This window comes from Shewanella sp. 10N.286.52.C2, assembly GCF_002874545.1.
In the GTDB taxonomy this organism is placed as follows: Bacteria; Pseudomonadota; Gammaproteobacteria; order Enterobacterales; family Shewanellaceae; genus Shewanella.
Window position 1 is genome coordinate 125,655 of the sequence record NZ_MCTV01000001.1, and the last position, 21,684, is coordinate 147,338.

The window sequence follows — 21,684 nt, forward strand, 5'->3', positions numbered from 1 at the left end:
AGTATTGGAACAACTTGAAATTTAATACGTAAAAACATGATTACACTCCGAACTTACTTCGTTCGAAGAGCCTGGTGCAGTGATAACGCACCCTTAAAGAAGGGAAACAGCAATCTTTCACCAGAAGCTCTCCACCAAAAAATAGGTGACAATCGCTAGGATTCAACCTAAACGACCGATACCGAATGCCAACCAAACATACCAGTACCTCGGCGCTAATCTCCCTCATAAGCTGTCATAGGAATTGGTTTTCCTCGAACTTACTACCTAGCTAACGCTCCTCTTCTGTTTCTTCCCACAGGAAGAGCATGAAAATACCAATAAATAACAACTCAAGTCAATTGGGATATGCCATAAAGTCGTCAAATAACACAATACGTAAATAGAGACACTGAGCTCAAAATAGTATCATGTAAGCTGTTATTTATAATTTGAAACAAAAAAGTGATATAAAACAATAGTGATTAAAAAATAAAAAGTAATAACCTCAATGTAAATTCGAGGTTATTGAGTTAAAACCTTCAACTAAACTGCACAATTAAGCTTCAATATTAACAATCAAGTTTCAACAGTATATAAATAGCCATTGCCCTAATAAAAATATAAAAATAACAATAAAAAAAGGCACTTAACTAAGTACCTATAGAAGGAGTTACTGATATTAAACATCCTCGATAACTGATACAAATGTCACTTAATCGCCGATCATGTTATTCATCGTGCAAATCAGGTAATTCATTAACTAAAACCGTTCGTGGGCCAAACTCGCCAATTAACACTTCCTTGTCAGGTGCTTCACCACAGGCAAGTAATGACAACACCCCATTATCAACATAGTAAATAGCGAGCTGTTTAAACTCTCGGCCTAACGCTAACGCTTGGTCTTTTTCTATAAAGACTGCCCAACTTTTTTCCATATGAGATAAGTCTGGCGCCGCGCCAATTAAGCAACGATAGGGGCTTTTAAATTGCTGAATTTTCCGTTGAAGTCGCCTATCTAACAAACGGTTTTGACACGGATTCAATTGGCTGCCTAAGGGATTATGGGCGGTGACAATGGCGAAGGGGACAGCGTAAGAAAGGCGCTGAGTAAGTAGAAATTGGGTCCCTTGATACTTAAACCAAAGGTTATCTATTGAATTATTCATCATTTATTTTTCTCAATTAAGACCAATTCAGTGTAGCAAACCAAGACTTGGACCAACACCCTGTGTGATGTAAGTCACAAGAACAATAATTATATTTGACTTAAAAATCATAAGCTTACACCAAAAAGCATTTTTGTAACAAATCTTCCCCGTAAATTTGTTAACATTTCATTTGTTAACAAATGCCTAAAACGAGTACAATATCTCACACTAGCTAGATTTTGCTACATAACGCTAAGTTGTGACACAAGCGACTACATTTACTGAAATTAAATCTTGGTAAAGTGTTCAAGCTTTTAAAATGTGTTCTACATTTTAAAAGACTGAATATAAATGTAGGACAAAATTAGGTTGCGAAGGAACTTTAATCAGCAATTTAATCTCTTAGTTTATATGAATCATCGGTTTTACAGATATTTTGACAGGTTGTGAGCTTACTCAAGCTCAGCATACGATCTGAATATTGATTTTTTATGATCAAAATTTACGTCACGTATAACTCTTTTATAGAAGTGCGATAAATATTAGTGCCTTAAACTGGTTTATATATTGTAGTTAGTCATGAAGCGTGTTTTGTTCAGGGCAGACATAGATAAACACCTATCGTGAATTTATAAATTATCGGCGTTTTCTTAGCTATATAACGCCACAGCCCTAGTGCAACATGACTAGAATCGAATTGTTTTTAATTTAGGTAAATGACATGCAAAACCCACACATTCTTATTGTTGAAGATGAAGCTGTAACCCGTAATACTCTACGTAGTATTTTTGAAGCCGAAGGGTATGTAGTAACTGAAGCAAACGATGGCGCAGAAATGCATAAAGCCATGCAGGATAATAAGATTAATCTTGTTGTTATGGATATCAACCTTCCTGGTAAAAACGGTTTATTATTAGCCCGTGAACTTCGTGAAATTAATAACATTGGCCTTATTTTCCTTACTGGCCGTGATAACGAAGTTGATAAGATCCTTGGTTTAGAAATTGGCGCTGATGACTACATCACTAAGCCATTTAACCCACGTGAATTAACTATCCGTGCTCGTAACCTATTAACTCGTGTAAACAGCGCTGGCGCTGAAACCGAAGAAAAAGGTTCAGTTGAGTTTTACCGTTTCAACGGTTGGAGCTTAGAAATCAACAGCCGTTCTTTAGTTAGCCCACAAGGTGAGTCTTACAAATTACCTCGCAGTGAATTCCGTGCGATGCTTCACTTTGTAGAAAACCCAGGCAAAATCTTAACTCGTGCAGACTTGTTAATGAAAATGACTGGCCGTGAGCTTAAGCCACATGACCGTACTGTTGACGTGACTATCCGTCGTATCCGTAAGCACTTCGAAAGCTTACCAGACACGCCAGAAATCATCGCAACTATCCACGGTGAAGGTTACCGTTTTTGTGGTAACTTAGAAGATTAATTTCGTCTGCAATTAATGTGCTTATTTGATTAAGCTCATTGGGTAGCAAATGAAAATAAAAGCCAAGTCAGTGACTTGGCTTTTTTATGGGCTATTAAAAATGAACTATCCCTCATGGACGATAACAAGTGATCTATAACTAATGGGCTATTATTGCCAACCCATTACCTATTACCCATTTGCTATAAACAGCGCTACTTAAGCTCGCGTTCTAAAAAGGCAGCTAAGGATTTATACAAATGATTCCTCACCTTTTCACCGCGCATAGAATGCTTTGAGCCAGGGTAGTCTATCATTTGAAATAACTTGCCTTCATCTTGCAGCGCTTTATATACGCGGGTGCTATTTTCAAACAACACATTATCGTCAGCCATACCGTGATACATCAGCAAACCAGACTGATAATTTTCCACATAAGGGGTAATGCTGCTGGCATCGTAACCTTGTTTATTCTTAGCAGGGTGACCCATATAGCGCTCGGTATAATGGGTGTCATACAAACGCCAATCGGTCACGGGCGCACCTGAAATTGCCGCTTTGAAATAATCAGGGGCTTTAAACTGGCTCATTAACGCCATATAGCCGCCATAACTATGACCATAAATAGCGATATTATCGCCATCAATAAATGGCAGACTTCTTAAGTAATCTACGCCCACTTTTTGATCGTTAACTTCTGCATCACCCATACTCTGGTAAATAACGTATTCAAACTTAGTACCACGATGGGCTGAGCCGCGGTTGTCTAATTGAAATACAGCAAAGCCTTGTTGTAATAGATATTGGGTAAAGTAATCCGCTTCACTCCAGCTATTAACCACTAATTGCGCATGTGGCCCACCGTATACTCGAACAACTACTGGGTATTTTTTGCTGGCATCAAAATCAGTGGGTTTAAATAATCGGTACTGCAGATTTTGGCCATCTTCAGCCTTTAATTGGCCAAAATCTGGTATTTGCCATAAACCCGCAACGTCATACAAAGGATGGGTTTGGTTAATTTCATTTTGTTCTACCCACATTAAATGCTCGCCAGTGTCATTGTGCAAACTCACCTGTGGCGGCTGAATTAAACTATTGAAGTAATCTAAATAAATTGGTTTTTTATCAGCAAAGACTGCTGAGTGCATCCCGGCTTTAGTTGATAGTTTTTCAATCTTGTCACTGGTTAATGACACTCTATATAAATGGCGTTCAACAACTGTGTCTTTTCGGCCTGAAAAATACACCCAGCCCGCCTGCTCATCCACAAACTCAAGATCATCAACCGCCCACAGCCCTGTGGTTAATTGCTTTATTTGTTTACCCGACAGGTCAAATAAATAAAGGTGCTTAAAACCATCACGCTCTGAGGCCCAAATAAACGCTTGTTGTTGCTTTAAGAAATGTAAGTCATCGTTAAGGTTTACCCATGCTTGGCTGCGCTCTTTGACAACCGTGTTAGCTTTAACGTCTGAACCAGGTTTTGAACCAAGGTTAATGATGCGTAAGTCCAATGCCTGCTGATCGCGGCTTTGCCATTGAAATGATAACTGCTTGCTATCTGGCAGCCATTTTACTCGCGGTAAATACATATCCTTCTCTTTACCTAAATCAATCCACTGCACTGCTTTACTCGCCAGCTCAATCACGCCAAGTTCAATCTCAACATTGGCTTTACCCGCATAAGGATAACGCTGCTCAGTCAGTTTTATACCGTCAGCATAAATCTCATTACGGGTGACTAATTCAACACCTGACTCATCAATACGAGTAAAGGCGATAGCTGATTCATCTGGCGACCACCAGTAACCTGTCATTCGGCCCATTTCTTCTTGGGCGACAAACTCTGCCATGCCGTTTTTAATCGGCCCTTTACCATCAAACGTCAGCTGAGTTAGCTTTTCTGTTGCCAGCTCCAGTACAAAAATATTTTGCTCGCGCACAAATGACACATAACGGCCTTTAGGGGACAAACGCGCATCAGTGACAAAGCCTTCACCGGTATTTAATGACTGCGCCTTTTGATCCGCCAAGGTATAAAAATACAGCTTGCCTGCAGCTGGAATTAATAACGCTTGGCCATCATCAGCCCAAAAGTACTCCATGATCCCTTGACCATAAATACGTTGACGTTCGCGGCGGGCTTTTTCTTCATCAGATAATTCGCCCCCAGCCAGCTTATCGGCATTAAGCAGCATACTGCGCTTTGCAGTGCTGATATCCATTTGCCATAAGTCATAAAAATGCTGGTTATCTTCACGGCTAGCAAGATACGTCACTCGGCTACCATCGGGAGACAGTTTTAATCCCCGAGGGCTAGCGCCGGCCAAGGCTGGTGATGCATGAATTCTTTCTATGGTCAGTGGAGTGGTATTGCCGGATATTTTCATGGTAGAGGCCATTGCATGATCTGAAATAAGAGCGCCAGTAAACACTAGCGGAATTGCCGACAGCATCAACGCCGCGGTCGATTTCCATTTTTTAGTCATTATCAATCCTTGGGAAGCCATAAATTTATATTTATCGTTATTATTATTTTCGCTGCCAATATTAATTTAACCAAAAATCAACTGAAAGCATTATTTACCAGCGAGTTTATAACAAATCTACTGCAAGTCATATATTGCTCATCTTTTTCACGCTGTAATATGGACAAATCTGAGGTATTATCCTTGATAATAAAATAAAACATTAACCACTGGTTACCGACCTTAACCTCTACTGTCTTAGGAACAAGCATGCAAACTTTGACACAAACCCTGACCAACCAAGCAGTATCAGCTTCGCTTTCACAATTAGTACTTAGCCTTGCCGATTGCTCAAAAGCAATTAGTAAAGCAGTGCAACATGGTGCATTAGCTGGTGTTTTGGGCGCTACTGAACAAGAAAATGTTCAAGGCGAAACCCAAAAGAAACTCGACGTGATTACCAATGACATGCTCAAAGATGCACTTAAAGCTGAAGGCAATGTTCGCGGTCTTGCATCTGAAGAAGAAGATTATGTTGTTGAAGTCAATCAAGACGGCGAATACTTAGTTTGTTTTGATCCTCTAGACGGTTCATCAAATATCGATATCAACTCACTGGTAGGGACGATTTTCTCAGTGCTACCTGCTGGCGAAGGCGAGTTTAACGAGCAAAGCTTTTTACAAAGTGGCCGCAAACAAGTTGCCGCAGGTTATGTGCTTTACGGCCCATCAACCATGATGGCGCTCACCACAGGTCAAGGTACTCAACTTTATACCTTAGATCCTGACACTAACGAGTTCCTGCTCACCACAGCAGAAGTGAGTATCAGTAAAGATACCGCTGAATTTGCGATCAATATGTCCAATCAGCGCTTTTGGGAAGCACCAATGCAAACTTACATTGCTGACTTAGTATTAGGCACTATTGGGCCCCGTGAAAAGTCATTCAATATGCGCTGGATTGCTGCAATGGTGGGTGATGTTCACCGCGTATTATGTCGTGGCGGTATCTTTGCTTACCCAACCGATAATAAGAACCCTGAAAAGCCGTACAAGCTGCGTTTAATGTATGAAGCCAACCCTATGGCTTTATTGGTTGAACAAGCCGGTGGTAAAGCATCTACAGGCTATGGTGATATCCTAGATATCGAACCAACAGCTATCCATCAACGTGTTGCTGTTATTCTTGGTAGCGCCAACGAAGTGGATACTTGCTTAAGCTACCATGATGTTGATTACAGCCAAGAGCCGACAATTGATTAATTGCGCTTTTAGCTACTATTAAAAAACCGCCTGCTGGCGGTTTTTTTGATCTTGCTAGCTATTAGTGATTAGTAATGATTGAGCTAATAGATAACTAAGTTTTAAAAACAACATGGCCTGCAATTGCAGGCTATGTAATGTTTGCGCTTTAGCTACGATTAAATAGCGAGCTTATGCCTCAGCATTAAGCTGATGTGGTTTTTCCGTTTGATCCACTATAGTTAATACCGCAGTATCACCCACTACGTTACAAGATGTCAGTACCATATCAATAATACGATCAAGTGCTGCCACAATGGCAAAGGCTTCGACTGGTAAACCTAATTGGTAGATAAGCACACCAATCATCACCATGCCGCCGCCGGGTACGCCACCAGCGCCCACTGACAATAAAAACACACTAAATAACAATGCTGGAATTTGCTCTGCTGTAATTGGCATACCAAAAGCATTGGCCACAAAGAAAATCGCGATAGTAATGTAAATTGACACTCCGCCCATGTTCATCGTTGCCCCGAGTGGCACCCCGAATCCAGCGACAGCGCGGCTAACAGCTAACTTATCGGTTAAGGTACGCATGGTCACAGGGATGGTCGCATTTGAACTGGCGGTAGAAAGCGAGAATAAAATCTGCTCTTTGGTTTTTTCACGAAAGCTCGAGGCTGATACCGGGGTGAAAATCGACACTGCTGTAGGGTAAACCACAAAAATCCATAACAACAGCAATGCTAAGATGATAACCAGGTATTCAACCACGCTGACAAAAATAGCCGGCTCAAGGGTTGCCGCTAATTTAAACATCAAGGCAAACACACCAATTGGCGCAAGGCTCATTACCACAGTGATTAAGCGCATCATGATTTTATTGGCTGTTTGAAAACCTTGCACTGCGCCGCTAACGCTCTCACCCATTGATTTAATCACGCCGCCTAACAGCAAGGCCATGAAAATAACTTGCAGCATATTACCTGAAGTAAATGCGGCAAATGGGTTATTAGGCACTATGCTAACAATCAGCTGCATTAAGTTAGGTAACTCAGTTGCAGTAATGCTCACGCCGCCATCGCTAGACATATCAACGCCTTTACCTGGCTCCAGTAACATGGCGACTAAAAATGCCGCTGTGATAGCCACCAAGGTATTAATAATATAAAAGCTAAAGGTTTTACCGCCCAAACGGCCAAAGCTCTTTAAATCTTGCAGTTCACACACGCCGCAAACAATACTGACAAATACCAGTGGCACCACTAGCATCATGATCATATTAACGAACATGGTACCAATACCGCTGGCAGCATTGACTAAGGTGCCTGAGAAGAAGCTGACATCATTGAGGGCAAATTGGACAATACTGCCCAATATTAGTCCAAAGAATAATCCGATAAAAATGCGGCTTGATAATGATTTGGTCATATCGCGAACGTTCCTAATAAAAGTCAAATTAACGCTGATTTCGCTGTTGTAACGACTTACACAGGCTCAATACTGAGGTTAATTCGACTGAAAATTTGTTTTAATTATTTTTAACGACAAGGATACTGGGACAAGAAGCAATTTAATTCAATGCTATCGATCAATTAGTTTGAGCGGCCACTGAGCAGCAGCATTTACAACTACCACCAAACTGTTGAATTAAAACAACTTAAACTAAAACAGTTGAATTATAAATATTTTTAGCAGGATTCAAGACTAAAAAACACAACACCAACAGTATTATACACTGCCGCAAGAGCACTAATGAGTTGAGAACACTACAACTCTGACGACAATTTAAGCTAATAACTAGCGTTTTATAAAAGCGCAACATTTGCTTCTATTTATCCCATGCTGGCAGCATTAACCAGTGCTCAACAAAGATAACATTAATGCAAACAAGACGCTTAATTACCACAACATTACAGCTTATTCTATTATCGGTTAATGCAGCTTTGAAGCTCGGGCTGTAGCGCTAATGAAATGACATAAAAAAGCTGCTTGGTTGGCACCAAACAGCTTTTTTGTAAATCAGTTCTGGGATGATTCACTTATCAAGTTTAAGCCAGCCATAACTCCACATCATGGATCATAAAGTTACCGTTATAAACAGGATCAGGATGGCCTATGGGCTCAAGTTCAAAATAAGCTTTGTGCTCATCGGGCAAACCTTCGTAGCCGCCAATCACTTGATAAAGCCAATTCTCAGATGCCCAGTGCAACTTATGCTCTTCTAAGTATTCCAGTGCTGATTGACGAACTCCTGAATCAATCACGGCGCAGAAGTATTCATCTACCGCTAGCTTTAGTGGATTATCAGGAATATCAAAATCCTCCACCGCAGTCATGGTCATGGACACATCGTGCTCACGCACTTTTGCCGGCAATAAGTCGCGGCTAATGGTTTTAATTCTCGCCACCGTATCGAGCAAGATAAGCTCATGGCTGGCGTTATTAACGTCGACACTGGCAGGCTTAATGATGGCTTCAGCGCAGTTAAACAATTTCGGCACAAACTTATGCGCCACATGATCATCAGGTTGATAATCAGGATGCAAATCTGTGTGCAGTAAAAAGCCTTTTAATAATCGAGTACGCCCCTGAATTTGACGAAAACGCCCCAGTAGCTCTAGCAAGCGCCCTTGCACTGCACTAATTTCTTGAATGCACTGACTTAAGGTTTCTTGCAGATTGGTCACCAGTAAGCGTCTTAGCTCGCGAATATCACCGGCGGTATCACTAAGCTCACTAAACTGGAACATTTCTAAGCCGTTGAGTAATTCAGACACCTGACTTTGGGCTAATTCATTTTCACGAATTTTGGCACTAATACTACCAACATAACCAAACTCATTATTAATACGGCCCCACAATACCCGAATGGAGTAGCGCAGGCTGTCGGTAAAGCTGTAAACGTGCTCGTTTAAGTCAGCTAAATACGCCTCTGCTGCGCCATAATCAATATTGTGCCTTGCTTCTTTGTAATGATCAGCCAGTGTTTTAATGGTGCTAAACGCCGAGCCGACATTGGCATCAATTTGCCGATTACGCTCATCACTTAAAGCTTCTTCAAGTAACGCCCGTACCGAGCGTTTTAAGCGCAGTTCTTCATCGGGCTCTGGGCGCCATAAAATGCCACTTTTTCTGAGTTTCTCAATCACTGCTGCGTCATGGGTTTGCTCATTCACTGAGCCAGCAAGATAGGCATCCATAACCACATCAGAATGGCGACTCAGCTGTTTTAGTAGCTTAACCCCCGCTTGATGTAAATTATTGCTCATAATAAATCCTTTTGGGTAGCCGTTTCAGCTTGCGCTTCAAGGCTTAACCCTTCAGTTTCATCAATAAAGCGAATCACTTCGTACAAATAATCAAGCTTGCCGGTGGCAATATAAATTTGTTTCTCGCTATTAGGTTTTACCAAATACCCCAACTCCACTAAGCGCTTAAACACCAATTTAATTTGGTTGTCGGCATTGCTACTGGTTGAGCCAAATAAGCGATATTGGCTCAACTTAGCGAGCTGCTCCATAAACGCTGGCGTATCTTCAATACGCGCTTGCAGCTCAGTTAAGCGTATTGGCGCACCTTCACTTAAAGGCGCATCTTGGCCGCTACTTTCTTGTACTAGCACCAACCATTCCACCAGCGGAATAAGCGCCGAGCAAATATCTTTAAACTGGCTAGAAATCACTTTACGTTCTTGCTCGCCAAGTTGCTGGTAGCCGCAAAAGAACACATCACCTTCTGCTGCAGAAGAAATCGTGCGGTTGATTTGATTTAAATACTGCTCCACTTTATCAAAGGTGGCACTGCTTTTCAGGGCGCGCCAGCCATCTTCATTGGTGGTGCGACAAATAAACTCACCACGAAGCAGTTGCTCAATCAGCATGCCAGTGCCAACCAGTGTTGTTTCGGTACTTGCCGTAACCTCAGACATTAAATAGCCTCCTTATTGGCATGTTGACTTAAGCGTGCAGCCAATGGGTTGGCTTTAGGTTTCACCACTTGTAATTTACGGGTTTGCTTATTGATAATGTAGCGATTAGCAAACAAGTTCAGCACTTCAGATTCTGGGTTAGGAAACGCCCCTAATACGCTGATATTGTTATTAACGCAGGCATCAAATATCTTCTTCACGTTGGTGTGGTGCAAGGTGCCCAACTCATCAATAGGCCAATGAATAGTGACATCGGCTTTACCCCGTAATAGGCGAGTAAAGGCCAGTAAGAACTTACATAAAATCAGATAAGCCATACCATGACTTGAAGATTCATTAAGCTGTCTATCGGTGCGAATAATTAAGTCGCTGTTGCCTTCTTTTAAGCGCAGCTCAATTTCCAGCAGTTTAGCAATGCCGCCACTTAACGCCGAGCGACCAATAATATCTAAGGCGCGGCGCATACTTGAGGTGTAATGCTCATCAGGCAGCTCACTAAAGCCATCTGCTTTCCACTGTTTAAAGGCTTTAACAAACACTTCAAGCTCAGGCCAAAACTCAAGTTCGCTAATGCGAGAACGAATCTTAACCGCGGATTCAGATACCCCATCAAGAAACAACTCTTCACCCACTTCGCGAGTAATACGCGCGCTTTGGGAGGCGATACGTCTGTCGATGTCTGCTAATACATCGTAATAAGCGGTTAAGTCGATACCAAAAATACGCCCTTGCTCGCGAATGGCCATCAAGGATTGCGGCACCATCACATTCAATAACTGTTCAAGTTGTGGAACCAACTTGCGATAATCCAGTAGGCGGATACCTTTATCATTGCTAAAGCTTGATTCATCTCGGGCACGTTCCCAAAACTCAGCTAAGCTCGAGCCTGACTTACTGGCAATAACCGAATCAAAATGCTCAACGTATTGTTTTACTGAGCCCAGTAAATAATCACGCTGTAGTAATAATTCTTCACCTTGTCTTAAGCGCTCACCAATGCCACCAGCGGCTTCATCTTTAGTTGGCGGCAATTTAAGCTCAGCCAGTTTTCGCATCACAGCCCGCAGCTTGGTGAGGTTTTCAGAAGCCTCAACTTGCGCAGCATCCGAGGCTTTTTTCAAGCTTTCAAAGTGTTGTTTACGCTGCTTAACGTCAGTGGTTTTATTGGCAAGCTGCTGTTCTAACTCAAGGGCTGCTTGCTTAACTTTGGATAAATCGGTTTGCAATTTCGGCTTGGCAATTAGCCAGGCATTTTGATACCAATGTTCATAACGCAATACATCACTGCGACGCTTTTCCGCATTACTGATTTGGGTTTCAAGATCCCGAATTTGCCCTTTTAATGCCACGATAGCCGCTTCATCAACCCCGCGAGATTTAAGCTCGTTTTTGTACCATGATTCACAGGCTTTTTGCTCTTGCTTAGCATTACTACGGCGAGTGTCGATATTGGCTTTAATTTGCCCTAGCTGATTATCTAGCGCACCGACCACATCTTGCCAATAGGCATTTTTTTCCATGCGGGCTTCAAGGGCTTGCTCTTTTTGCTCACTAAGCCACTCTAGGTGCTTATTGTGCTGCTGCTTGAGCTCGTTTTCTAATTGAATCAGACGCTTGCTGGCATGGGCTTTACGCTCGGATAACGCTTGATTGATTTGCTCTTGTGAGCTGCGCTTTTCATCAAATAAACGCCGCACATCTTCACGGCTATTTTTATAAGCAGTGCGAGCAAAAGTCAGCTCTTTATTAAGCGTGTCTAATTGATCGTTAATGGCTACCAGTTGATCTTCGTTTTCCGACTTTAACTCTTCAGCTTGAGCTAAGGCTTCTTCAGCTTTAGCTAAGCGCAGGCGTAAATCTTGCTCTGAGGCAGCATAATCAGGCACATCAATGGCTTTAAGATCTAAGCCAATACCAAATAATACCTCGCCATTACTGTCTGCAACATGGGGATGGAGATCGGTGCGGTGTAATAGTTCAGGGGCAATAACCTTACCAAAGCTTTGCTCCCAACCTGAGGACTCTTTACGCAAAAACTCTAATAGAGTGTGTGATTGTGGAAATAACACCCCTTTGACATCATCAACATCAGCTAAGCGCTCATTCACTCTCACACTGGCGATTCGAAGTGCCTCAGAGACTTGATCGCGTTTGGCGCGCAGTTTTCTTTCTTCTATTGATAAGCGATCGACTTTTTGATTACAGCTTTCTTGTTCTTCATCAGCGCGGCTAATGCGCTCATCAAACACTGCTAAGCTCATTTTCTCTTCTTCGGTGTAGCTGACACCGTCGATTTGATGTTTCAGCTCACCTTGGCTGAGCTTGAGTTTAAATTCTTGTTCAGCAAACTGCGCTTTACCGGCATCGGTTTTTTCACGCCATAAGCTGTCGAGTTGAGTTAAATCATCGTTAGCAGATTCACGCTGGGCATCACGGGTTTCACGAATGCTATCTTGCTCTTGATGCAGTGACTCAAGCTCTCGGTGTAACTGCTCAGCAATTTTACTACGGCGGGTACTGTAAGCCGCTTCAATGTCTTGGTGCTTTTCAGTTTGTAACTTATGACGCTCTGATAAGTTTTCTAAATCACTGCGCCAATTATCTAAACTGTCTAAGTCGGCTTTAGCTTGTTCAATATTGGCATTTAAAAAGCCTTCATATTGATCTTCAATGCCATCAAGCTCAGCTTCATATTTGCGGATATCACCTTGGGCGAATGACAATTCTTGGCTGATCTCATCGCGGGCTTCTTTCCATTCTTCGTCCAGAAGGCGCAGTTGTAAACTGGTCTCTTTAGACTGATTTTCACTGCGCTCTTGGCGCTGTGCTTCAAAGGTTTCATCGGCGCGATAGCCTTTAGCTAAACTGCCTAGTCGAAGCTCGGCGCTCAGTAACTGATTAAACTCTTGTTCTAGCTTTTCAAATTCAGGGCGAATTTGCTCAAAGCCTTGGACTAACTGACTTTCACGGATCCAGCTTTCTACTCGCTGTGGGTTTAAGCGTGAGGTTGGCGGGTTAACACCATCTTCTTCTAAAATGGCGGCTACCATCGACTTAACGGTTTCCATTTTGCCTTCTTTAGAATGCACCGCTTTGGCCAGTTTTTCGATATGACGTAGCGAGTATTCGCTATCACACAATGAGAACTGATGGGCGTAATTACGTAGCTCGCTTTTATTGCCGCCGGTGGACAATAAACTGCGATCATGTTGAATAATCGCGCGGTATTCTCGGGTATTCAGCAAGTTAGTATGCGGCACCGACTGGCGCTTCATTTCACGGCCTAACTCCGCCATGGTATGACAAATGATGGTATCGCCATTACGGTTTTTAACGTAATCATCAAGCTCGAAACCTTTGGCAATAAAGCGGTAATTCACCCCTTTACCGTCACCGGCGGATGCCATTAGCGCTTGATAAAGCTGGCCGTCACTCTTTTGATATTCATAGATGATGTAACTTGAATCATGGGGAAGATACCAACGCTCAAAACTATCACGGGTTGAAGGCACGACTCGGCTAGGGTACTCACCATAAAACACTGGGACTAATCGCTGCAGTGTGGTTTTACCTGAAGCATTGGTACCACAAATGTTGGTGTGTCCATCTAGCTGCAGTTCCACCACACCAGGAAGGTGAGTATTAATTAACACTATTCTGATCAAGCTTGGCATTGGCATCCTTTTGCGTACTTTCCGCAACGGCTAAAAACAAGATTTTAGGGAATTTATTTTAATGAGCTATAAGTTAAATCAAAGCGCTGAATGAAGCAATTTAGCTGATAACAAAGCGTGAAATAATAACCGATAAAGGCTGCTTTACTCGCCTAACAAAGCAGCAAACGGCCAGTATATTGTTTTTACCAGCATGAAGTTGTGGGATATCACTTAGGTTTTATGCGAGGCTAAGGCGGATAAGCTGATTCAGAGATAAAAAAACCACCTTTGCGATGGCGTTAAAAATGAATATAACCAAATAAAATTTCACTATTAGTCAGCAGCTCCCCCCCCTTTTCACTGATTCAGGAGCCCCTTTAATAACCATTCCAGTGCGTTATTTTTAACAGCGCTAAACACAAAAAAAGCCAGCTTATTTAAATAAGCTGGCTTTTTGTCAAAATTCAATAATGCGTTAAGCACTTTATAAACGCTTTTCTATCAGCGCTTTTCGATTAAGAGCACGAACAAAGTGATTCGTTTTCGTTACAACACTGTCATTGCGACTAATTAAGCCGCTTCTGTCTCAGTTTTTTCAGACTCAAGCTCAACTTGCTCAGCCGCTGACATGTCAGCTTCACTGTGTCTAATCAGATAATCAAAGGCACCGAGTGAGGCAGTCGCGCCGCTACCCATGGCAATAATGATTTGTTTATAGGCTGAGTTAGTGACATCACCTGCGGCAAATACCCCTGGTATGGAAGTTTGGCCTTTGCCATCAACAATAATTTCACCACGATTAGTTAACTCTACAGTGTCTTTTAACCATTCAGTATTTGGCACTAAACCAATTTGAACGAAAATCCCTTCAAGCGCGACATTATGCGATTCGTTAGTACTGCGATCGGTATAAGTGAGCCCGGTAACGCGTTTGCCATCACCTAGCACTTCTGTGGTCATCGCTTCAGTGATGATGGTGATATTACCCATTGAGTTGGCTTTGCGCTGCAAAACTTCATCAGCGCGAAGGCTAGTATCAAACTCAAGTACAGTAACGTGCTCAACGATATTCGCTAAATCGATAGCCGCTTCAATACCAGAATTACCGCCGCCAATCACAGCGACGCGCTTACCTTTAAATAACGGCCCATCACAATGTGGGCAATAGGCTACGCCTCTGCCGCGGTATTCTTGCTCACCAGGGACGTTCATTTCACGCCAGCGCGCGCCGGTTGCTAACAATATGGTCTTACTTGATAAAATCGCGCCGCTTTCTAGTTCGATTTCAAAACGCTCACCCGATTTAAGGGATAGCGCCCGTTGGTTGTCCATGACATCAACATCGTAATCTTTCACGTGAGCTTCAAGATTGGCAACTAATTTTGGCCCTTCGGTTTTTGACACTGAGATAAAGTTTTCAATGCCGACAGTTTCTGCCACTTGACCGCCAAACTTATCAGCCACTATGCCAGTGCGCAGGCCTTTACGCGCCGCGTAAATGGCAGCAGATGCGCCTGCAGGGCCACCACCAACCACTAATACATCAAAGCTTTGTTTATTATTTAGTTGTTCTGCTTGTCGTGCTACAGCATTGACGTCTAACTTATTTAAAATTTCTACTACGCTAATGGCGCCAACAGAAAATGGCTCGCCATTCATATATACCGTCGGTACTGACATGATATTACGGTCATTAATCTCATCTTGGAATAATGCACCATCAATCATCACGTTAGTAATATTGGGGTTAATCGCTGCCATCATATTCAGTGCTTGTACCACTTCAGGACATGTCTGACAGCTTAGTGATACGTAGGTTTCAAACTTAAACTCACCGGGCAGATCTTTAATTTGCCCAATAACCTCATCGGTTAATTTAATTGGGTGGCCACCTGAGTGCAGTAGTGCCAACACTAACGAGGTAAATTCATGGCCCATAGGTAAACCAGCAAAGCTAATGTTGCTACCAAGTTCTGGGTTAATGATACTCATTGATGGGGTTCGGATCCCTTGCTGCTCTTTAAGGCTTACAAGGTTTGATAAGCCAACAATATCATTGGCTAAAGAGCTCAATTCTTTTGCTTTCGGGCTATCGCCTGCTGACACGACAAGTTCAACTGGTCGTTTAAGGTTTTGCAGATAAGTCTTCAGTTGATTTTTAATATTCGCATCTAACATACGTGTGCTCCTAGTATTGAAGTTGAGCCAAAAAAAAGCCTAATTCATAAATGCTAAACCCATTTAGCATTAACAAAGAACCAGGCAGATTGGAGTGTGATGAAACTTAGCTGAACCGTGGATGAGGCGACTCAGCTATTGGAGAGAATTAACGCCAGTGGTTTAGATTTTACCTACTAGGTCAATTGATGGTGCTAATGTGTCTTCACCTGGCTGCCATGCTGCTGGACATACTTCGCCGTCATGTGATGCAACATATTGTGCTGCTTGAATTTTACGAACTAATTCAGCTGCGCTACGGCCAATACCTAGGTCATGAATTTCAGCAACTTTGACTTCGCCTTCCGGGTTCATTACGAACGTACCACGAAGTGCTAAACCGTCTTCTTCAATCATCACACCGAAGTTGCGAGTAATTGCGCCAGTTGGGTCACCAATCATTGGGTAGTTAATTTTACCGATAGTGTCTGAACTTGAGTGCCATGCTTTATGAGTGAAGTGGGTATCTGTTGATACTGAGTAAACTTCAACACCCATTTCTTGTAACTTAGCGTAATGGTCTGCCATGTCGCCTAATTCAGTAGGACATACAAAAGTAAAATCAGCTGGATAGAAAAATACTACTGACCATTTGCCCAGTAAATCTTGTTCAGTTACTGAAACAAAGTCACCATTGTGAAAAGCAGTTGCAGAAAATGGCTTGATAGTTGAATTAATAATTGATTGAGTCATGGGTGTGCTCCGTTATATTTAAAGTAAATTCTAATTTAGTGTGTAGCTGTATCTGTTTGATGGAATAGATAATAGCGACAAGTTAGAATTAAATATAACGGGTAAAAACTATCACCCTAATCGATTTTTTAGAAAGTGAACACTAAATAAACCTTGGCAATCGAAATGCTCGATAAGCGAGCATTCGTTGGTGTAAAGGTGAGCAATGGCTATTAATTAAAGCAAAAAATAAACAATTAGCAGGATAGCCAAACTGTTGAGGCAAAGGCTGTCATTAATCGGTTGCTTGTTCGTTCGTTAGTTATTAGTACTAGCACCGCAAGTGCCACTATCATTTGCTAACAGCTATTCCCATTGAGTGAAACGTGTCAGTGAACGTCTTGTTGGATAGCCAGGCTGTTGAGGCAAAGGCTGTCATTAATCGGTTGCTTGTTAGTTAGTTATTAGTACTAGCACCGCAAGTGCCACTATCATTTGCTAACAGCTATTCCCATTGAGTGAAACGTGTCAGTGAACGCCCTACTGGGTAATCAAGCTGTTGCGATAATTGCTGCAACTGCTGTTTGTTATAAGCTGAGCTAAAAGAATGTGGCTGCTTACTGGCGTAAACCACCCAATTTCCCCCTCCTGTTAAAGTGGCATAAACATTGGCAAAGTGCGCTGATAACACTTGCTTTAGCAGCTCACTTTTACTGTGCTCTTTCCAGCAGTTAAGCACTAAAAAACCTTCCGCTTTAAGGCCTTTATGACAAGTGCCAATGAACTCGCTGGTTAATTGCTTTTCATCAACCCCTTGCTCGATATACATATCAGCAAAAATAATATCCACTTTTTTGTGTTCAGCTCTGGCTAAAAATGTGCCGCCATCATCAAGTTCAATTTTAAGCTTTTTGCCAATAGGCAATTGAAAATAGCGTTTAGCAATCTCAATCACATCAGCGCGCAACTCAACTGCAGTCAGCTTAATCCCAGCATCAAAACGTCTAAGTGCATGCACCAGCCCGCCGCCACCAAGGCCAAATATGATGGCACTTTTAGGTTTGCTAAATAGCAGTACCGCTAGCATGGCCTGAACATAGGTATGCTGAGGGATATGGGGCGCCGCTTTCAGTATTTTACTCTGCTCGTCATTGTCACCAAAAGATAACACGCGAAAATCGCCATCATCTAATACATAGATGGGGCCGATATCGTCACTGACATGGTGTAACAGCTGGTACTCTGACATGGAGTTCTCATGGTTTATAGGCAGGATATTCGGCGAAATTATACCGCATAAATAGATCTTTTAAGCAGTTTTTATTGCCCCTAAAACCCCAACATTTAGCTCACCAATCGTTAAAAACAACCAAGCAATAGCAACAGTTAGCCAACCTGCACACAGTAAACAAACTAGTTCAACATTTCAGATACTTAGCCATAAATAACCCAACACACTGACGTGACAGCCATCACATACTCCAAGGGAGAAATGCCTATAATCCGCAGCTGATAAAAAAATAAGAGATTGATGAAATGAAAAAGAAGTTTTTAGCAACTGCTGCAATGATCGTAACTTGTAGCCAACTATCTGGCTGTATGGGACAAATGGCCACAAGCCAAATGGTCACTAAGTTAAATTTAGATACTGTCGACAACCGTTATGGTCGTGCGGGTTTATTCGCATTATTGTCGCCAGTTTATGGTTTAGCAGCTACAGCTGATCTTTTTGTATTTAACAGCATTGAGTTCTGGACCGGGACTAACCCATTAACAGATAAAGAAGCGGTAGTTGATTTACCAACTGATGCTATTTTTAAAATGAATAAGCACGTTAGCGACGACTTTAAAACGGCGCCAGTTAAACTATCAAGTGCACAAATTAGTCAACAGGATGAGCGCACTCTGGTGATGACCTTGGCTTATGAAGATGGCTCTAAGCAAGAGTTGATTGGCAGTAAAGGCGAAGAGCATATCGATTTTTATCTTGATGACATGCTAGTGGCTCAAGTAAGCCTTGCTGAATTAGCGCAATATCAACAAGCGGCTTAAGCCATAATTCATTTGCGATTATGTCGTGAATTAATAAGCCCTGAGTATCACTCAGGGCTTATTTTTTTACTGATCCTAACAAGGTTTTACTTTAAGGTGCGCTGAAAAAAGCTCACCGCTTGCAAATACATTTGCAGTGCTAATGCCGCATCATAACGCTCGCCTTCATCACGCATAAAGGCATGCTGAGCATTCACCTCTAACCAGCTAAAGTTGGTATCAAGCTGCTCTAACTTTTGATAAATGGCTTTTCGGCCTGCTTTAGATACATGAGGATCTTGCTTGCCAAAGACTAATACCAGCTCACAATTAATATCACCACAGCGAGTTAATGAATCGTTCTCTGGCTCACAGGGCAAGGTATTTGAATGGATATCTGTGGGATATAAGCAAAAAGCACCGCTGATATCGGGGTTTAACGCTGCACGAAAAGCCAAATGGCCACCTATGCACACGCCCATCGCGCCCACTTTACAGCTGCAATATGCTTGGCTACGGGCAAAGTCGATAATCGCTTGAGTGTCGCTATCATGTTGCTCTAAGGGCTTAGCAAATTTATCAGCATTGCCCTTATCTTTACCCACATCGTCATACTCAAGCACAGTGCCTAGCGGATTCAGTTCATGAAACACTTCTGGCACTAACACCACAAAACCATGTCCGGCTAAGATGGCTGCACTTCTGGCAATAGGCGCAGTTTGTTGAAAAATCTCAGAGTAGAATATGATACTGGCAAATTGCCCAGGGGCATCTGGGCGATATACATAAGTCCGCATATCACCTGTTGGGGTTTCAATATCGTGGACTTCTTTGGTAATGATCATATTGCTGATTCCTTGTTAAGTAACCTAAGCTTGGGTTAAGTCGATTTTTCTCAATCCTTTACAAACTCGAGCGACAACGGCACTAGTTGGTGAGTTCATTTACGCAGCGCTGACCATCAAGCAAGTCGGTGACATTTTGCAAGGTCGTTTGGGCAATCGCATTAAGCGCTTCAACGGTTAAGAACGCCTGATGTCCGGTAAAAATAACATTATGGCAAGCAGAAAGCCTTCTAAAGACATCATCTTGAATAATTTCATTAGAGTTATCTTGGAAAAACAGCTCTTTTTCATTTTCATAAACATCTAACGCCAATGAACCAATTTTACCGGTTTTTAACGCTTCCATGGCATCAATGGCATTGAGCAAGCCACCACGACTGGTATTAACCACCATCACCCCAGGCTTCATTTTTTCAAATGTCTTAGCAGATAACAGGTGATGATTTTCAGGTGTTAATGGACAATGTAAACTAATTACATCACATTGAGGATAGAGTGCTTCTAAGTCAATATACTCAACGCCTAATGCCTCAACTGCAGGATTAGGGTACGGATCGTAAGCCACCACTTTACAGCCAAAGCCTTGCAATATTTTGATGGTAGCAAGACCAATTTTACCGGTGCCAATCACTCCAACGGTCTTACCTTGCATATTAAAGCCCACCAGGCCAGTTAAGGCAAAGTTCGCGTCTCTAGTACGTTGGTAAGCTTTATGAATTTTACGGTTTAGGGTTAACATTAAGGCAATGGTATGTTCAGCCACAGACTCTGGCGAATAGGCAGGCACATTAACCACTGTGATACCTAAGCGCTTAGCGGCATCTAAATCAACATTATTAAAGCCTGCACAGCGCATGGCGATAATCTTAGTACCGCCATTGGCAAGCTCAACCAATACCTCTTCACATAGGGAGTCATTGACAAAAGCACAAACCACTTCAAAACCATCAGCCAGTTTTACTGTTTGCATACAAAGTCGATAATCGAAATATTCAATCTCTGCGTTAAAGCCTGTATTCATGGCATCAAAATGCTGAATATCGTAGTGCTTAGCACTAAAGAACCCGATTCTCATCCTTAACTCCTGTGTTGTTTATTTGGCTCATTAAAAATGGATTGCCCGACTTTACCTATGTCAGTGCAATTGAGCGTTTGGTTAAAGCATAACAATAATTGAGTTTTTGCTACAGATCGCTGAACATTTTAGATCTTCTTGTTAAGCTGAGACATTACTCACAGGAATATGTGTATAGACATGTCAAAAAAGCAGCAGCAAGCAGTTTCAGAAGTTCAGTTTTGGATTCAACGTCTAGGAAAAACCAGCCTGAGAGCATTACATATTGTCGGTGTAGTCGGCGCTGGCGGTGGCATTCTTCTTGGCTTAGAGCAACCACTTTGGCTCAATTACTGGATCTTAGCCATGGTCAGTGGACTTGCATTATTGTCATGGGAAGTCATCAGAGATTGGCGCTGGCTTATCCAGCTAAAAGGAGTACTGACTATTTTTAAAGTACTGCTATTACTGCTGTTTATCCCTATGGCCAACTGGAAACCTGAAATTACTATTTTTATCATCCTATTATCTGTCATCGTATCCCATGGCCCTGCGGGTTTAAGACATTATTCAGTGGTTCATAGAAAAGTAATACATGGCAAAAAGGAAATAAAAGGTTAACCTAGGGTTACAGCATGTCAAACTTAAGGTTAACAAATGTTCCCTTACCCAGAACAATATCGATTAGCAACACCGCCTTTAACCACAAGTTTTATGGTTTTTTGGGCTTTACTCAGCCACAGTATTTTTGCTGATGCGAGCCCATTTGCACTCTACCCTTTAATGGCGTTATTTCCGCTAGTGGTGTTCAGTCATGTGTTTTTAATTTGGAACGCGCAAGGGTTATCGCGCTTAGATCAAGGTTTTTATGCCTTAGTCCATATTCCGCTAGCCTTTGTGGTGTGGACATTCACCATCATGCACGTTAACGGCAATGCATTTTCATAAAAGCTTTTTAATAAACCATTAGTTCAAGTTTTGTATAAAAGCTATAACCCTCTTAAATAGGCTCAGA

Annotated in this window: 16 protein-coding genes and 1 riboswitch; of the genes, 5 read left to right on the top strand and 11 right to left on the bottom strand. The window is 42.1% G+C overall.

Annotation, left to right across the window (positions count from 1 at the left end; all coding sequences use genetic code 11):
- Positions 1-116 precede the first annotated feature (116 nt).
- Positions 117-293: riboswitch (Lysine riboswitch) on the bottom strand.
- Between the two features lie 417 nt (positions 294-710).
- Positions 711-1,148, bottom strand: coding sequence for a DUF3293 domain-containing protein (locus BCU94_RS00495; protein WP_102475377.1), 438 nt, complete (start codon positions 1,146-1,148; stop codon positions 711-713).
- 703 nt (positions 1,149-1,851) lie between these two features.
- Here BCU94_RS00495 and arcA point away from each other — a divergent pair.
- On the top strand, positions 1,852-2,568 hold the full coding sequence (gene arcA, locus BCU94_RS00500; protein WP_076540527.1) for a two-component system response regulator ArcA: 717 nt from the start codon (positions 1,852-1,854) through the stop codon (positions 2,566-2,568).
- A 194-nt stretch (positions 2,569-2,762) separates the two neighbouring features.
- Here arcA and BCU94_RS00505 read toward each other — a convergent pair whose 3' ends face one another.
- Positions 2,763-5,039, bottom strand: coding sequence for a S9 family peptidase (locus BCU94_RS00505; protein ID WP_102475346.1), 2,277 nt, complete (start codon positions 5,037-5,039; stop codon positions 2,763-2,765).
- Positions 5,040-5,288: 249 nt separating this feature from the next.
- Between BCU94_RS00505 and BCU94_RS00510 the strand changes: the two genes are divergently transcribed.
- A complete protein-coding gene (locus BCU94_RS00510; RefSeq protein WP_102436710.1) occupies positions 5,289-6,281 on the top strand; it encodes a class 1 fructose-bisphosphatase in 993 nt (330 codons plus the stop codon).
- A gap of 171 nt (positions 6,282-6,452) precedes the next feature.
- Here the strand turns inward: BCU94_RS00510 and BCU94_RS00515 are convergent, their stop codons facing one another.
- The 7 genes from BCU94_RS00515 to BCU94_RS00545 form a co-directional block, all read right to left on the bottom strand.
- Positions 6,453-7,694: a dicarboxylate/amino acid:cation symporter gene (locus tag BCU94_RS00515; RefSeq protein ID WP_102436708.1), complete on the bottom strand. Its 1,242-nt coding sequence runs from the start codon at positions 7,692-7,694 to the stop codon at positions 6,453-6,455.
- Between the two features lie 620 nt (positions 7,695-8,314).
- Positions 8,315-9,535 carry a phosphoenolpyruvate carboxylase gene (locus tag BCU94_RS00520; RefSeq protein WP_102436706.1) on the bottom strand — a complete coding sequence of 407 codons (1,221 nt, stop codon included), beginning with the start codon at positions 9,533-9,535 and terminating at the stop codon, positions 8,315-8,317.
- Positions 9,532-10,194, bottom strand: coding sequence for a hypothetical protein (locus BCU94_RS00525; RefSeq protein WP_076540535.1), 663 nt, complete (start codon positions 10,192-10,194; stop codon positions 9,532-9,534). Before BCU94_RS00525 ends, BCU94_RS00520 begins: the two co-directional genes overlap by 4 nt.
- A complete protein-coding gene (locus tag BCU94_RS00530; RefSeq protein WP_102436704.1) occupies positions 10,194-13,868 on the bottom strand; it encodes an ATP-binding protein in 3,675 nt (1,224 codons plus the stop codon). Before BCU94_RS00530 ends, BCU94_RS00525 begins: the two co-directional genes overlap by 1 nt.
- A 552-nt stretch (positions 13,869-14,420) precedes the next feature.
- Entirely contained in the window at positions 14,421-16,028 is a 1,608-nt protein-coding gene (gene ahpF, locus BCU94_RS00535) for an alkyl hydroperoxide reductase subunit F (protein ID WP_102475347.1), read from the bottom strand.
- A 162-nt stretch (positions 16,029-16,190) separates the two neighbouring features.
- A complete protein-coding gene (ahpC, locus tag BCU94_RS00540) occupies positions 16,191-16,760 on the bottom strand; it encodes an alkyl hydroperoxide reductase subunit C (protein ID WP_076540540.1) in 570 nt (189 codons plus the stop codon).
- Positions 16,761-17,244: 484 nt separating this feature from the next.
- Positions 17,245-17,988 carry a fused MFS/spermidine synthase gene (locus BCU94_RS00545; protein ID WP_102475348.1) on the bottom strand — a complete coding sequence of 248 codons (744 nt, stop codon included), beginning with the start codon at positions 17,986-17,988 and terminating at the stop codon, positions 17,245-17,247.
- A 287-nt stretch (positions 17,989-18,275) separates the two neighbouring features.
- Between BCU94_RS00545 and BCU94_RS00550 the strand changes: the two genes are divergently transcribed.
- Positions 18,276-18,791, top strand: coding sequence for a DUF3332 domain-containing protein (locus tag BCU94_RS00550; RefSeq protein WP_102436698.1), 516 nt, complete (start codon positions 18,276-18,278; stop codon positions 18,789-18,791).
- 86 nt (positions 18,792-18,877) lie between these two features.
- Here the strand turns inward: BCU94_RS00550 and BCU94_RS00555 are convergent, their stop codons facing one another.
- Positions 18,878-19,615, bottom strand: coding sequence for a dienelactone hydrolase family protein (locus BCU94_RS00555; RefSeq protein WP_102475349.1), 738 nt, complete (start codon positions 19,613-19,615; stop codon positions 18,878-18,880).
- An 82-nt stretch (positions 19,616-19,697) separates the two neighbouring features.
- Complete coding sequence (locus BCU94_RS00560) at positions 19,698-20,690, bottom strand: 2-hydroxyacid dehydrogenase (protein WP_102475350.1); 993 nt, start codon at positions 20,688-20,690, stop codon at positions 19,698-19,700.
- A 180-nt stretch (positions 20,691-20,870) separates the two neighbouring features.
- On the opposite strand from BCU94_RS00560, the gene BCU94_RS00565 reads away from it, so the two are divergent.
- Together BCU94_RS00565 and BCU94_RS00570 are read left to right on the top strand one after the other, a co-directional pair.
- Positions 20,871-21,290, top strand: a complete 420-nt coding sequence (locus tag BCU94_RS00565; protein WP_102436692.1) for a hypothetical protein — start codon at positions 20,871-20,873, stop codon at positions 21,288-21,290.
- A 36-nt stretch (positions 21,291-21,326) separates the two neighbouring features.
- Entirely contained in the window at positions 21,327-21,617 is a 291-nt protein-coding gene (locus tag BCU94_RS00570; protein ID WP_102436690.1) for a hypothetical protein, read from the top strand.
- Positions 21,618-21,684: the final 67 nt, after the last annotated feature.